The 14,693-nt window shown below is 40.6% G+C and carries 10 protein-coding genes; 2 read left to right on the plus strand and 8 right to left on the minus strand.

Annotation, left to right across the window (positions count from 1 at the left end):
* Positions 1-11 precede the first annotated feature (11 nt).
* The 3 genes from AB1Z56_RS01380 to AB1Z56_RS01390 form a co-directional block, all read right to left on the minus strand.
* On the minus strand, positions 12-3,203 hold the full coding sequence (locus AB1Z56_RS01380) for a SusC/RagA family TonB-linked outer membrane protein (RefSeq protein WP_426790873.1): 3,192 nt from the start codon (positions 3,201-3,203) through the stop codon (positions 12-14).
* A 207-nt stretch (positions 3,204-3,410) separates the two neighbouring features.
* The gene (locus tag AB1Z56_RS01385) at positions 3,411-4,466 is read right to left on the minus strand and encodes a dipeptide epimerase (RefSeq protein ID WP_426790874.1); all 1,056 of its coding nucleotides are present in this window, start codon (positions 4,464-4,466) and stop codon (positions 3,411-3,413) included.
* A 7-nt stretch (positions 4,467-4,473) separates the two neighbouring features.
* Positions 4,474-5,700 (minus strand): NlpC/P60 family protein, encoded by a 1,227-nt coding sequence (locus AB1Z56_RS01390; protein WP_309365073.1) that lies wholly within the window; start codon positions 5,698-5,700, stop codon positions 4,474-4,476.
* Positions 5,701-6,020: 320 nt separating this feature from the next.
* Here AB1Z56_RS01390 and AB1Z56_RS01395 point away from each other — a divergent pair, with 320 nt between their 5' ends.
* Together AB1Z56_RS01395 and msrA are read left to right on the plus strand one after the other, a co-directional pair.
* The gene (locus AB1Z56_RS01395; RefSeq protein ID WP_426790875.1) at positions 6,021-7,049 is read left to right on the plus strand and encodes a N(4)-(beta-N-acetylglucosaminyl)-L-asparaginase; all 1,029 of its coding nucleotides are present in this window, start codon (positions 6,021-6,023) and stop codon (positions 7,047-7,049) included.
* 199 nt (positions 7,050-7,248) lie between these two features.
* Positions 7,249-7,764 carry a peptide-methionine (S)-S-oxide reductase MsrA gene (gene msrA / locus AB1Z56_RS01400; RefSeq protein ID WP_343558119.1) on the plus strand — a complete coding sequence of 172 codons (516 nt, stop codon included), beginning with the start codon at positions 7,249-7,251 and terminating at the stop codon, positions 7,762-7,764.
* 178 nt (positions 7,765-7,942) lie between these two features.
* Here msrA and AB1Z56_RS01405 read toward each other — a convergent pair whose 3' ends face one another.
* The 5 genes from AB1Z56_RS01405 to AB1Z56_RS01425 form a co-directional block, all read right to left on the minus strand.
* Positions 7,943-10,672: a DNA gyrase/topoisomerase IV subunit A gene (locus tag AB1Z56_RS01405; protein ID WP_426790876.1), complete on the minus strand. Its 2,730-nt coding sequence runs from the start codon at positions 10,670-10,672 to the stop codon at positions 7,943-7,945.
* Positions 10,673-10,816: 144 nt separating this feature from the next.
* A complete protein-coding gene (locus AB1Z56_RS01410; RefSeq protein WP_309365079.1) occupies positions 10,817-11,365 on the minus strand; it encodes a GNAT family N-acetyltransferase in 549 nt (182 codons plus the stop codon).
* 27 nt (positions 11,366-11,392) lie between these two features.
* Entirely contained in the window at positions 11,393-12,070 is a 678-nt protein-coding gene (locus tag AB1Z56_RS01415) for an ATP-binding cassette domain-containing protein (protein ID WP_426790877.1), read from the minus strand.
* The gene (locus tag AB1Z56_RS01420; RefSeq protein ID WP_309365083.1) at positions 12,067-12,981 is read right to left on the minus strand and encodes a hypothetical protein; all 915 of its coding nucleotides are present in this window, start codon (positions 12,979-12,981) and stop codon (positions 12,067-12,069) included. Before AB1Z56_RS01420 ends, AB1Z56_RS01415 begins: the two co-directional genes overlap by 4 nt.
* Positions 12,982-13,425: 444 nt before the next feature.
* Entirely contained in the window at positions 13,426-14,598 is a 1,173-nt protein-coding gene (locus tag AB1Z56_RS01425; protein ID WP_369012341.1) for an MFS transporter, read from the minus strand.
* Positions 14,599-14,693 lie beyond the last annotated feature (95 nt).

Raw genomic sequence — 14,693 nt, forward strand, 5'->3', positions numbered from 1 at the left:
AAAATTAAGCATTAAAAACCTAGTTCAATTCCAAAGGTGTAGGTTTTCCCAATTGGTGTTTCCCATCCACGAGTTGAATATTGACCGACTTCAGGGTCCGCAATTTTGTATTTGGATGCAGTCAATAGATTGGTTCCATTAAAATAGACACGCGCGTTGCTGAATCCGACTTTATTTAAGAAGCTCTTAGGTAACTTATAACCAAAGTTGATGTTCTTTAATCTCAGGAAGGAAGCATCATGCAATTGTCTTGAACTGTATTTTTGAGGATCTGTTAAGTCATTACCATCTAATTTTGGTAGTGTACCGCCGGTATTGTTATCAGTCCACATATGCTCAAATGCATACTCGGAGCGAATTCTTTCCCAATAATAACCGTCATCAGCCACATCCTTGAAAGCACCATCGTAGAGCTTTCCGCCAATTTTATAAATGAAATTGAAGCCTAAATTGAAGTTTTTATATTCGAAATCCGTATTTAAACCGCCGCTGACTTTTGGAACACCATTACCAATGATTGTATAGTCCGCTTTATTGAAATCGTAAGTCGCATTGCGTCCATTGTAATTGAAAATATCGTCACCAGTTTGGTTATTGTTGGTATAATAAACGTTTTTACCATTTTTTTGATCTACACCAGCCCATTCATAACCATAAAAAGCTAGCGTGGACTGTCCTTCTCTATAGATAAATTGGGCTCTCGCATCCCCGCTTCCTTTTGTGTCATTTCCGACTGATCCTGTAGGATCATACCAGATGATATCTTGGTTATCGTTAAGTTTTTGGACCTTAGAGGTGATAAATGCCGCGTTTACATTGGCGCTCCATCTAAAATCTTCTTTTTTAATGATATCGCCAGCCAATTCAATTTCTAATCCTTTATTGTTGATCTGACCTACATTTCTTAATACAGTACTAAATCCTGTCGTCTGTGATGTAGGGACGTCTTGTAACAGATTTTTGGATGTCCTGTTAAAATATTCCACCGATCCCGTTATCCTATTGTTCAGAAAGCCGAATTCCAGCCCTGCATTGGTTGTATAGGAGGTTTCCCAAGTGATGTCAGGGTCGGGATTTGATACGAGATTTCCTCCAGGCTGGCCTTTGTAATTAAAGTTGTTGAAAGATACCAACCGTCTCCATCCAAAATTATCACTAGGCAATGTACCATTGACACCGTATGAGGCTTTAAGACGCAGGGTACTGATCGCATCATTTTCTTGAAGTGCAGGCAGATTTTTTAAGCTATATGCACCTGATACAGACCAGAAATCTCCCCATCGGTTTTTAGGACCCAATTTAGATGAACCATCGCGACGGTAGGAAGCTGCTAGGAAATAGGTGTTGTCATAGTTGTATTCGGCTCTTCCAAGAAATGACATTAGATTATAGCCCCAACTATAAGCATTGGCCTCGAATTTACCCGCCGACGAAATATAAGGAAGTTCAGCAGATCCCAATCCTCTTCCTGTTGTGCGCATGAAATCCGTTTTATTCTTCTCAACCTCAAAACCAGCTAATAAATTTAGGTTATGCTTGTCGAAAGATTTGCTATAATTGACGGTATTGGAGCTAACTAGTTTTAACATATTGGTATTAAACTGATGAACAACCCCGCCATCACTAACACCATTAAAGTGCTTAGCGCTATAATAGAGGTAGTCCTTCATGTCTGTGTAATCATAGGAGAATACAGTTTTGGCGGTCAAACTTGGAAGGATATTCCAGGTTAGGTTGCTGATAACCCCTAATTTGTTCGTTTTGGAGCTGTTGTCCCATTGTTTATCATAATAGTCGGCATTGTATGCATAGCTGCCATAACGATCTGTCCAATCCTCTCCAGTTTTATAGTTTGTCGGCCAATACAGAGGCCATAACAGATTTCGGGATTGAAGGAAATAATTCGATCCGGTATTTCTAGTGTCATTAAATCCCTTCTTTTTGTTGTGTCCAATGTTAATATTTGTTCCAAACTCGAGATTATCAACTATTTTTTGTGTTAAATTCAGACGCCCTGAAATACGTTCGAAATCATTGACTCTGATCCGGCTTTTATCTGTTGTATAGCCTAAAGAAGAAAAATACTTGGTAGCATCAGTTCCTCCTGAAAGTGAAAGATTATTGTCTTGATAAATACCCGTACGGAACAATGCTTTGTCCCAATCGTAATATTTGCCCTCTCTGTTTTCAATACCGTCAGTCATGCCCAGGATACTCACGTTGTCGTATCGGCCGGTGCCATTAGTTTCGAAACGATAACCATGTTTATTGAACTTATTATTTAGCTGTGTTAAAGCATAAGTATTGGCTTCCGCTTCAGTTTTTCCATTTGAGGTGCGATAGTCATAAAAAATCTGGTAGAGCATGTTGACCTGATCCTGAGGTGATGCGGTCTCGTAGTTATCTGTTGCCCATGTAGGTGTAAAACCAAGTGAGCTTTTAAAATTTACTGTAGGCTTTCCCGTTTTCCCTTTTTTTGTCGTAATTAGGATAACACCATTTGCTGCCCTAGAGCCATATAAAGATGATGCTGCAGCATCCTTCAGCACTGTTATTGTTTCGATATCATCAGGATTTAAATTGCCCATGACATTATTGGAAGTGTAGATGTAATCGCCCATCTGTCCACCTGAGCCTGAGTTTGCTGGAACTCCATCGATGACATATAGTGGCTCATTCGAGGCATTCATTGAGCCAATACCCCGGATACGGATACTTGGGGTAGATCCTGCTTGCCCGGAGGGAGTTGATACAGTCAGTCCAGCAACACGCCCACTGAGAGCACCTTCAAATGAAGTGACAGGTACGTTATCAATGTCTTTTGCTTTTACAGTTGCTGCCGAACCTGTATAGGTACTTTTTTTAGCAGTACCATAAGCGACAACCATAACTTCATCCAGAGCCTGTTCATTGCTGTCGAGAGCGATGCTGATCGTTTTGCGGCCATTCACTTGAATTTCTTGTGGTTTATATCCCACGGCGGAAATCGTTAATGTCGCATTGGCGTTTGTGTTTAAGGTAAACAGGCCGTTTTCATTTGTTGAGGTCCCTTGGCTAGCGCCTTTTACATGTATTGTAACTCCGCTAATTGGTTTTCCATTGCTGTCCGTTATTTTACCTGCGATTTGGATCTGTTGCGCATGTAAAGACTGCATCGAACTACAGGCTATGAGACACAACGTTGTGAGCACATGTTGTTTCATATAAATATTTGTCTTTTAGAGGCAATATGGGATATCCGGTTGATTTTCACAGTCGTTTGTGTTCCTTAGCCATGGATATTCCATAAAAGAGTGAATTGATTAATTTAGTTTGTTAATATTTTGGTGCTGTCGAGTGTTGGTCAAACCTGCGATAGCAATTCAGTGCAATCTTTTCTTTAAGAAAAAAACATTGCACTGAATATAGGGTTATTTTCTTACAATTCCAATTCCAGGACGGTCAGGAAGAAGGCAGTTGCCATTTACCACGGTCATGCCGTCGTATAGATCATTTGCAATTAATAAAGCGCCGTCTAGATCAGCCCAGTCTGTTAGCGGAGCAAGCTGTGCGGCTGCACTGATGGCGCATGATGTTTCGGTCATACAGCCGATCATGACTTTCATTTCCAAAGAACGAGCCAGTTCTGCCATTTGTTTAGCTTCGCGCATGCCCGTGCATTTCATCAATTTGATATTGATACCCGAATATACCCCCTTTAAAGCAGGAACATCCACAAGTCGCTGACAGCCTTCGTCAGCGATGGTTGGGATTGGACTATGCTCTGTTAGCCAGGCATTATCATCAATCTGCTCTTTAGGCATGGGCTGCTCTAAGAAAGAAACATTTCTTTCAGCAAGCCAATGAGCCATCTCCAAGGCTTCTTCACGTGTTTTCCAACCCTGGTTCACATCGGCACATAACGGTCGATCAGTAACCTGACGGATGGTGTCAATGATCATTTTATCCGTATCGAGACCCAGCTTCACCTTTAAAATTTTAAACTGATCAGCTTCGGCGACTTTTTGACGGATCATTTCTTCGGTATCGATTCCGATGGTGTAGGACGTCGGTGGGATAAGGCTGGGATTTAGTCCCCATATCTTATAATAGGGCTGATTCATAATTTTACCAAGGATATCATGTAGGGCAATATCAATGGACGCTTTTGCAGCCGTGTTTTTCAAAGCAAGCTGATCGATATAATGCAGGAGCTCTTCGGTTTGAAAAGGAGAGTTGAAGCCTGTCAGATCAATCTGATTGAGGAATGATAAGACACTTTCCTGTGATTCGCCTAGATAGGGTGGCATACTCGCTTCACCATAACCGATAATGCCATCATACTCTAGTTCGGTCAATACAACCGGTGTTGTGCTTCGGCTAAAGGAAGCTACTGTAAAGACATGGCGCAAAGTTAGCGTGTAAGGTCTAAATCTCAATTTAAAGGCCCCAAAATCTTTACTAATCCATTCAGATTGATTGCTCATGGTTATATTATTTGTTGTTGTAATAATTGCTTTCAACGACTTTCTGTATTGCACTATCGTGGGCACCAAGGTAACGGCGTGCGGCAACCACAGTACGGGTCTGAAAATCATCATAATTGCTGGCGTCCTTTAGCATGCTGTTGATGCGCACTAATCCGGCGGCGTGAATAAAGGTGCCATTACCGATATAAAGCGCAACATGGGTGACACGTGCATTTGGATTACTGTTTTTACCGGCAGCAAAGAAAAGCAAGTCCGCGGGTTTTAGGTTTTTTAGCGCTTTCTCGGGGTCAAAATGTCCCTCTTGATCCAATATGTCTATTTTTTCACCTGCAAGTACCTGTTGAGATGCATCGCGAGGAATCACAAAGCCATTCATAAAGAAGCTTGTTTTAGTGAAACCGCTGCAGTCTACACCTTTGACAGATGTTCCGCCCCATAAATATGGAAGCCCCAACATCGTTTTCGCGCTGGCGATAATGTTTTCTGCTGTTGGTTGGCGTGTGTCCAACCAATTTTTTAATGTCAGGCTTTCTGATTTTTTGATGTATCCCAATCTTCCATCCGGATAAGCGATTTCATAAAAACTACCTTTCTGCCCTTTTAACTGCAGGATATCGCCATAGACCAGGTCCGAAACGCGTTGGCTTTTTTCATTGGCTTCAGAATACGATTTTCCGAATTCAGCGGTATAGATCACTTTTTCCGCTTGCCGCCAATTTGCCAACATGGTTTTGTCCATCGCCTCAATGGATGAACTGGGTACCCAAGCGATATAGCCGTCAGGAGTACGAACACGGTAATCGCCACTCTTTTTCTGCAAGAGGTCAACCTGTGTGCCCAATAAAACCTGACTGGTCAATTCTGCCGCATTATCTGGAAAAGTACGCATGTTAGCAACCGAAAGTCTAATGACTCCAGCCGTCTTTTCTCCCACACTCGCGTCAGGCAATAGCTGTACCTGAATATTGGCCGAGATTTCTTTTGCCTTTTGTTGGAGAACGAACTGCGCATCTTTCTCGGTTGTTTCAAGCACATATTGGTTTTGCGCTATATCCGCTTTTTGGATGGCCACAATCTTGGTTCTTTTATCCGGAGCATATTCACGTTTTACGTTTTCTTGCAACTCTTTAATTTTGAAATAAGTGGTGGAATCCAGCTGCTGTGCCTGGCTACTACCCGTACCAATAAGGCTTGCATAGGCTATAATAGCGAATTTTAGCGTGTTTTTCATGCGAATTAGTTTGTTTCTAAAGATAGGATTAATTCATAATATAAGTCAATTTTTATTGTCGATTTTTAAGTGATTTTGATATTATGTTGCTAAAAAACGAATGTTTGGGTTTAATTTTAATTAAATCATCTAATTGCTAAAACCATTTTGTAATATTGCTTATAGATTGTGAAGTCAAAATTCTTCAATTTACTTCGGGACCCAAAAAATGAAGCATAACATGTTCCATAGCAGATCGAAGGGGGAATTGGAGCAGATTTAATTATCGATCCTTTGCCGGATTGATAGACAGCGATTTTATATAAAATAGTAATAAGGAAATGAGTTCAAGACGTGATTTTATTAAGAAAGGTTTAATTGCTGCTACTGCAGCGGGGACATTAACGGCATTTGATGCGAAAGGATTGTCGGTTGGAGCAAAAACGAATGTGAAAAAATACCCCATTGTAATTTCAACCTGGGACTTTGGTATTGCAGCAAATAAAGCCGCTTGGGAAATATTGTCAAAAGGAGGGAAGGCATTGGATGCTGTTGAACAAGGTGTACGTGTGCCCGAAGCCGATCTGAAAAATATGACCGTTGGTAAAGGGGGCTATCCCGATCGCGATGGCCATGTGACGCTCGATGCCTGCATTATGGACGCTGATGGTAATTGCGGTGCGGTTGCTGGAATGGAAAAAATTGGACATCCGATTTCAGTGGCACGCTTGGTGATGGAAAAAACGCCGCATGTGATGCTGGTAGGCGAAGGCGCATTGCAATTTGCTTTGGAAAATGGTTTTAAGGAAGAAAACCTACTAACTCCAGAAGGCGAAAAAGCATGGAAAGAGTGGTTGAAGGAGAAAAAATACAAACCCGTAGCCAATATTGAAAATCAGTCCTTTGCGGCGGAACGTTTGCCGGGAAACCAATATAATCACGATACCATTGGTATGTTGGCACTTGACGCCAATGGAAATATTTCGGGAGCCTGTACGACAAGCGGCATGGCTTTCAAGATGCATGGCCGGGTAGGAGATAGTCCTATTATTGGTGCCGGTCTTTATGTCGATAATGAAGTAGGTGGGGCTACGTCTACCGGAGTAGGTGAAGAAGTTATACGGAATGTAGGTAGTTTTTTGGTAGTTGAATTGATGCGTCAGGGATATTCTCCAGAAGATGCCTGTAAGGAAGCCGTCATGCGTATTGTGAAGAAAAAACCGGCAATTGCGAAGGAAATCCAAGTTGGCTTCTTAGCAATGAATAAAAAAGGAGAATATGGGGCCTATGCTTTACAACAGGGCTTTTCCTATGCGGTTTGCGACAGTAAACAGCAAGATTTATTGATTAAAGGAAAGCATTACTATTAATATTAAAAATAAGCGTGCGCGGCTTGGGTGTTTCATTCTCAGAGCTAAGTAGAACGTGAACCTGGGATTTTTCGTAATGCTAATAAGAGAAGCCATTGCTAATAAATAATTATATTTGTCTAAACATTATTAGGAACTGCTGATATGGTGCAGCAGATGTTGGTAAATGTAAAGTTAAAATACGCAAGAATATAAAAATATGAAAGCAACATTTGGAGGAGGATGTTTTTGGTGTACAGAAGTTATTTTCCAGAATACGGAAGGAGTAACATCAGTATTGCCTGGTTATATGGGGGGACATATCGATAAACCGACCTATGAGCAAGTATGTACGGGCACAACAGATCATGTTGAAGTCGTTGAATTGGAATATGATGATGAATTGGTGAATTACGAAGATTTGTTGAAAATTTTCTTCAAGACACATAATCCCACTACATTGAACCGTCAAGGAAATGATGTAGGAACGCAATATCGGTCAGTTGTGTTTTATCATAATGAGGAGCAAGAGATTCTGGCGAAGAATTTTATTGACGAATTGGAAAATGAGGAGGTTTATGAAGATCCTATTGTCACGGCAGTTGAGCCGGCCGTCACATTTTGGTTAGCCGAGGACTATCATCATAATTATTTTAATGATCATCCCGAAAATCCATTTTGTTCTGTTGTTATTGCACCGAAGCTTCAAAAATTCTTAAAAGAATTTAAAGCGTAGTAAGATCTTCGTTGAAGTTATCATGTGAGGCATGAGCCTCTTTGCTGCTTGAAATAGACAGCGTAAAATGAGCGTTCAAGGAGATGATAAAGCGTCTATAAGAATTGACTGTCAGAATAAAATACAAAAAAGGCTCGAATATTTATTCGAGCCTTTTTTGTATTTTATTAAACGTGACTTAGAACATCTCCATCTGTCCTTTATCATCAATCTGGACGTCATCCGGATTGGTGATCTCCAGTTTGATGTCGTCGTTCTTCTCCGTGGGCTCAGCTTCTTTCGGGGAGCTTTCCGCAATAGGTTCTGCACTATCAACCTTTGTTTCTGGAGCATCAGTAGTTTCTGCCAAAGGATTTTCTTTCCCTTTTTGACTTAAATCTTCATCTGTGGTCAATAGGGTAACCGATTTTACCGTATGGAAAGACAGGCGGTTTCCTTGTGCTTTTATTCCTTTTACATCAATAATTTCAGTCAAAGGCTGATCAAGTGTCTCTTCTGTCTGAGATTTGCCTTTTAAGATATCCAATTTGACCAAAGGTTCAGCGGCATTGCTCATCAAGATCAATTTGGATCCTGCATCTTCATTGATAAAGGAAATACGTTTTCCAATAGGCTGATCGTCAAATTTAAAACGTTTGACAAAATAGGTTCCGCTCTTGCCGTCCTGATGCACGACTGTATAGATATGGTCTGGATAGTATTTTTCGATCCGGATCATTTTCTCATCGAAGTGGTTGCTTAAATCAAAGTTTGACAATTCATAGGTGCCGTCTGAAAGAACTACCAATATTTTGTCGTCGCCATCAAATTCACCGAGGTATTGGCCGCGTTCATCTGCGTTTAGACGTTTCATGACCGTATCATACCATATTTTTCTTCCCGCCAGTGTGGAAACACCAGAGCTTTTGAAGCTGATTTTTTTGACCGGATACTTCGATACAATATTTCCTTGGGACGCACGGCCCTTGATTGCAATCTCGGCAAAGTCCATGTCAAAATTCAACTTACGCAATTTTGTGTGCGGTTTAAGCTGTATATTAACGACTTCTGCTTCACCGTTTGGATTGGCTGAGAAATATAGAATTTTCGATCCTTTTGATCCTTTGGATACATCATATTCTTTATCGCGTGTAACGCCTACGACAGAGAAACGTTTGATGTAGCTCGTGCCAGTTTCACCTTCTTTATAGATGGCATTATAGATGGTACGTTCATCACCTTTTTTGAAAACAGCGACATGAATGATACCTTTTCCGACAAAGACTTTATCTTGGATTTTACTGACAACATATTTCCCATCTTCACGGAAGGCAATAATATCGTCGATATCCGAACAGTCACAGACAAACTCATCTTTCTTCATGCCCGAACCGATGAATCCCTCTTCGCGATTAACATATAGTTTGGCATTCGCCAAGGCCACCTGTGTAGCTTCTACTTTGTCGAATATGCGCAATTCAGTTTTACGTTCACGGTCTTTACTATATTTTTCGCGGAGTTTTTCAAACCATGCAATAGCGTATTCCGTTAATTGGCGTAAATGGCGTTTAACTTCCTTAATCTCATTCTCGAGCGTTTTCATCATTTCGTCCGCTTTTTTAACGTCGAAACGTGTAATGCTGCTCATTGGCTTGTCGATCAATTTTTTGTAATCTTCCGGACGTATCTCGCGGTAGAATTGGTCGAAGAAAGGTTCAAACAAGCGATTCAGAACTTGCACCACGACCTCAAAGTCACCTGCATTTTCATAATCCGGATGCTTGTACATCCCTTCTTGGATAAATATTTTTAATAAACTACTGAAGAATATCTTTTCTTGAAGATCATTTAAGCGAATCTCCAATTCTCGTTTCAATAAGTTTTTAGTGTTTACGGTATTCTCGATTAGAATATCGTTGACACTCATAAAGTGAGGTTTTTCCTCCTTGATCACACAGGTGTTGGGCGAGATGGAAACTTCACAGGCTGTAAAGGCATATAAGGCATCAATCGTTACATCGGGAGATATTCCAGGTGCTAAATGCACGATGATTTCAACGTTTCCTGCCGTATTATCCTCGATTTTTTTGATCTTAATTTTCCCTTTATCGTTGGCTGTAACCACACTTTCAATTAGACCGCCAGTCGTGGTTCCAAATGGAATTTCTGTAATTGCGAGCGTCTTTTTGTCGCGTTCTTCAATTTTCGCACGTACACGGATTTTGCCGCCACGTTGACCCTCATTATAATTTGAAACGTCGGCCATACCACCCGTAGGAAAGTCTGGGAAGATATTCGGACGTTCACCGTTTAATACCTGAATTGATCCGTCAATGAGCTCAATGAAATTGTGCGGCATAATCTTGGTTGCCAGACCGACAGCGATACCTTCAGCTCCCTGAGCTAATAGTAAAGGAAATTTTACCGGAAGGGTAACAGGTTCGCGATTCCGTCCATCGTAACTCAGTTGCCACTCCGTAGTTTCAGGGTTGAAGACAACGTCATTTGCAAATTTGGATAATCTTCCCTCGATGTAACGCGGAGCTGCTGCAGAATCTCCCGTAATAGGAAAACCCCAGTTACCTTGACAATCGATCAAAAGATCCTTTTGTCCCAGCTGCACCATGGCGTCGCCGATAGAAGCATCACCATGTGGGTGATATTTCATCGTATTACCAATAACATTGGCTGCTTTATTATATCTTCCATCATCCATTTCCTTTAAGGAATGGAGGATACGACGTTGTACGGGTTTTAAGCCGTCATTGATATGCGGTACGGCTCTGTCCAAGATAACATAGGATGCATAATCCAAAAACCAGTTTTCGTATAGTCCCGATAGAGGTATCGTTTGACTTCCGCTTTCTGTTTTTCCTGATCCTAATTCCTCTTGATTGTCTTCCGTTGGGAAGTTCGTTTCGTCACTCATTTACTCAGCAATAGATTAAATTGTACAATACAGAAAATGTTCGAAATGTTATTTTATTCGAACGTGTAAAAATACAAAACCATTTTGTTTTATCCCAGTGAAACTATGAAAAGTTAAAAAAATTAGTTTTTAAAACTAATATAATTAGTTTGTTGATTGGTCAATGGCTAGATCATACCAATAACAGGGAATATTCCATAGATCGAAATGAAATTCTTCAGTTACCTGAAATCCTACTTTTTCCAAGACATGCCTTGACCCCAGGTTTCCCGTATGTGTGATAGCGTGCACTTCAAGATGGGTAAGCTGTTCGCGATAATATTGCATACAGGCCAGTGCGGCTTCTGTCGCATAGCCTTTTCCCCAAGATTCCCTTCTGAAACGATAACCAAGGTCTAAAAAACCAATACGTCCGTTCTCCAATTCGTCAATATATTTAAATCCCGTCCAGCCTATCCATTGATTGCTTGATTTCTCAACGACCCCTAGACGGCCTATACCGTATTTTTCATATTGTTGCTGAATATGCGCGATGGCTTTTTTCATTTCTTCAATGGATTGAACAGGTTCATTATTCAGAAAGGTATGGACCTCCGGCTGTGAATCCATTGCGAAAAAATAAGCGGCATCATCCATCTGTATTGGACGGATAATTAAGCGTTCAGTTTCCAGTATAGGTAAGTGTTTTTCCATATTGTTTATCTCAAGTGTTACGGCATACTAAAGCCACAATTTGTCGATATCTTTTTGTAGTATTTTTTCTTTCATTTCCTCCTCAAAATCTCCGAACTGCTCTTTTTTTACAGATTTACTGATTCTGCCAGCTTCGAGTACCAAGATTTCATCGCAGGTATCTTTTAGCGTGGAAAAGATATGGGACGAAATCAGGATCGTTTTGCCCATTGCTTTTAGACGAAGAATAATCTCCGTAAGAATAATGCTGCTTTGTAGATCTATGCCATTAAAAGGTTCGTCAAGGATATAATAATTATTGTCCTGCAGCAGTGTTGCTGTCAGCGCAAGCTTTTTTTTCATTCCTGTGGAATAAGAGCTTGCATATTCCTTTAGCGGCAGCTCGAAAATATTTCTTTCACTGAGATTTTTGATCTGTTTACCACGCGCATCTGTCAGCAGATAAATATACTCTTCCCCCGTGAGCTTAGAAAGGAAATATGGATCCGAAGTGAGGTAACCTAAATTGTTTTTCAGGGGTTCTAAATTAGATTTTATACTTCCCGAGGCAGTTTCTAATCCAGCAATACAACGAAACAGCGTTGTCTTTCCGGCGCCATTTTCACCGACGATACCATATACTTTTCCGCTATCAAAGGTGTAAGTAATCTCGTGCAGTACTTGATGCTGTCCAAAGGACTTACTGATATTCGTAAGCTCGATCATAAGTGATTTTTTAGATTGTTGATTGCTTTGATATAATAAAAGGGCAAGAGCGCTAGAATCAAGGGGTAAAAGCTAAAACAAAGTGCCAAAGCAAATCCTTCAGGGAAATTGATCTCCCGTGGGTAAGCGACGTATTTTAATGTGATTGCAAAAGGAAGTAAAAGTAATATTCCGCCCAATACAATACAGGCATTAAATAAATCCGATGGAAAGATTACAACATACAGAAAAAGAAGGGGCAGTACCAAGAGTAGGCATTGTAAAATTCCTCTTTTGAACTTTCGCATCAGAAAGACTGTTGGTGTATGCTGGTTATTCCAAAGGTAAAAAATAGGTTCCGGTAATTGATAATAGAAAACACAGGTGAGCGCAATGCAAACGACACAAAATAAAACAAGATTGGAATTGGCTACATAAAAACCGATTCCGGCCAATAGATATAATACAAGCAAAAGCAGGTAGCTCCGTCGGAACCCGATGATAAATTCAAAAGGTTTTTTTGCGAAAGGTGTCGGAATAGATTTTCCGAAAGCCCTAAATGTCAAAAATGCAAAAACAACGGCCAAAATAGTCAATAACAATATATAGCGCCATTGGCTGTGGAGGGAAAGAATGAAAAGGGACGGCAGCGTTAATAGACCATTCTCAACTATTCTGATCTTGTGAAAATTTCGCTTACTGTAGGTGTTTTTGAGAAAGTCATTTCTGTTTTTTTCTGTGAGCAGAAACAGTGCTTGAAAATTGCCAAGCAGTAGGGCATAACAACCAAAAAGCGGATATTGAAGCAATGCATAATAAGCAAAATAACATAATCCAAACAAGAGGAGAAAGGCGAGCCAAACAGGCAGTCCTGTAGCGCGAATATGCCGAGATAGTAACGTATATTGAAGCTTTAAATAATTGCTTACCATGATAATCAAACTTAGATAAATTACCTTTTATATGCAATATATAGCTTACTATTTCTAAAAACCTGTTACTTGGATGCCTGTTCAGGCATATCGTTTGTTGATTCTACTCCGGTAAGCGTGTACGCTTAATATTTTGAAGAGAGGGAGGTCACAAAGAAACGAAGATTTTAGGTGCAACAAAGGGATATTAGAGGGAGCTGAGATTCTCCATTTAAACAGTGCTTGTTCAGTGATTGTTCAGTGCTTGTTCAGTGTAGACTGAATTAGCACTGATTGATTACTGTCTAAACATTAAATAAAAATTGATTTTAGCTACTTCTTGGTAGACCTATGTTTTCGTTTTAATATTTATCTTGATTATCTTAACAATAGGGCTGCTATCAGAAAATCAACTATGAAATCCAAACCCCAAATCAAATAGCTATGTTTTAAATCGAACTCAGACTAGTGGGCTTTGTGTTTTCTCTGCCAGCTCAGCATATAGGTCAGCGCAAGTAGCAAAACTACGGCATTGGCATACATAATGACTGGAATCCGCAGGATAACATCACTATAGTACAATCCGGCAAGCAATGCGCCAAGCCCTATTCCAGCTTCAAGTGAGATGTACATGGTTGCTACTGCCTTGCCGCGATGTTCGGGTAAACTAAGGTCAATCGTCCAGGCATTGACGGCAGGGGAAAGTATACCTGTACCCACGCCATAGATACTTGCTCCGATCATCATGCCAATGAAACTATTGCCAATACCGATAGCAACGAGTGCAATAGCGATAATGACTATTCCGACAACAATGACTTTTGGTCTCCCGTAACGGTCCGAAACTTTGCCGGAAACAAAACGTATCAATACCGATGCAATGGTGAAGGCCAGGAAAAATAGCCCTTTATTTTTAAGACCCAGGTATTCACTCCAGTCGGGAATTAGTGTTAAAATGACTCCATAAGCGGTATAAGATAAAAACGTGACGATTCCAGCTGGAAGGGCACGCCATTCAATAATATCCCTGCGGTTTATTTTGAGCATGGAGAGATTGAATTTCTCTTTTTTTGCCAGTGTTTCCTTCATGTTAATGACGATAAGAATGGAGAGAAGTGCCATGAAAGAAGAGCAATAAAACATCACATTGATACCAAAGGCCTCGAAAATAGCGCTGCCAATTGCTGGGCCAACAGCTGTACCGACGCTAAAGGCCAATCCATGCATCCCTAGCGCCTCACCCCATCTTTTTTGAGGAACCAGATCGGCGACATAAGCAGAAGTTGAGGTGGGTTTAAAACCAGTGGAAAAGCCATGTATCAATCGTAAGAATAGAAAGCCCGCGACTGATGTTAAAATGGGATAAAGAAAACCACAGATGAAGCAGACAATGGATCCAATGGCCATGACTGGTACACGTCCCCAGCGATCAGTCAATTTACCACTAAAAGGGCGCGAAATTCCAGCAGTCAATGTAAACAACGCTATGATTAATCCTTTATATTCCGCTCCGCCCAAACTGCTCAGATAATTGGGTAGTTCGGGAATGATCATATTGAAGCTAGAAGAAAATAGGAGTGAGCTTAAGCAAAGTAAAATAAATTGAAGCGTATAGATGGATTTCTGTTCAGCTGGCATGGCGCAATTTTTATCGTGTGAATATTCAAAAAAGGACAATGGATGTTGGCGATTATTCATCCTTCAAAGGAATGAGGCAAATGTACAGTTTTTGG

Origin of the sequence: Sphingobacterium sp. WOUb80 (assembly GCF_050058145.1) — a bacterium.
Taxonomy (GTDB): domain Bacteria; phylum Bacteroidota; class Bacteroidia; order Sphingobacteriales; family Sphingobacteriaceae; genus Sphingobacterium.

Excerpts from the sequence above, each read along its gene's own strand:
- AB1Z56_RS01395 (WP_426790875.1), top strand. The coding sequence starts at position 6,021 with ATGAGTTCAAGACGTGATTTTATTAAGAAAGGTTTAATTGCTGCTACT.
- msrA (WP_343558119.1), top strand. The coding sequence starts at position 7,249 with ATGAAAGCAACATTTGGAGGAGGATGTTTTTGGTGTACAGAAGTTATT.
- AB1Z56_RS01385 (WP_426790874.1), bottom strand. The coding sequence starts at position 4,466 with ATGAGCAATCAATCTGAATGGATTAGTAAAGATTTTGGGGCCTTTAAA.
- AB1Z56_RS01415 (WP_426790877.1), bottom strand. The coding sequence starts at position 12,070 with ATGATCGAGCTTACGAATATCAGTAAGTCCTTTGGACAGCATCAAGTA.
- AB1Z56_RS01380 (WP_426790873.1), bottom strand. The coding sequence starts at position 3,203 with ATGAAACAACATGTGCTCACAACGTTGTGTCTCATAGCCTGTAGTTCG.
- AB1Z56_RS01425 (WP_369012341.1), bottom strand. The coding sequence starts at position 14,598 with ATGCCAGCTGAACAGAAATCCATCTATACGCTTCAATTTATTTTACTT.
- AB1Z56_RS01405 (WP_426790876.1), bottom strand. The coding sequence starts at position 10,672 with ATGAGTGACGAAACGAACTTCCCAACGGAAGACAATCAAGAGGAATTA.
- AB1Z56_RS01410 (WP_309365079.1), bottom strand. The coding sequence starts at position 11,365 with ATGGAAAAACACTTACCTATACTGGAAACTGAACGCTTAATTATCCGT.
- AB1Z56_RS01420 (WP_309365083.1), bottom strand. The coding sequence starts at position 12,981 with ATGGTAAGCAATTATTTAAAGCTTCAATATACGTTACTATCTCGGCAT.
- AB1Z56_RS01390 (WP_309365073.1), bottom strand. The coding sequence starts at position 5,700 with ATGAAAAACACGCTAAAATTCGCTATTATAGCCTATGCAAGCCTTATT.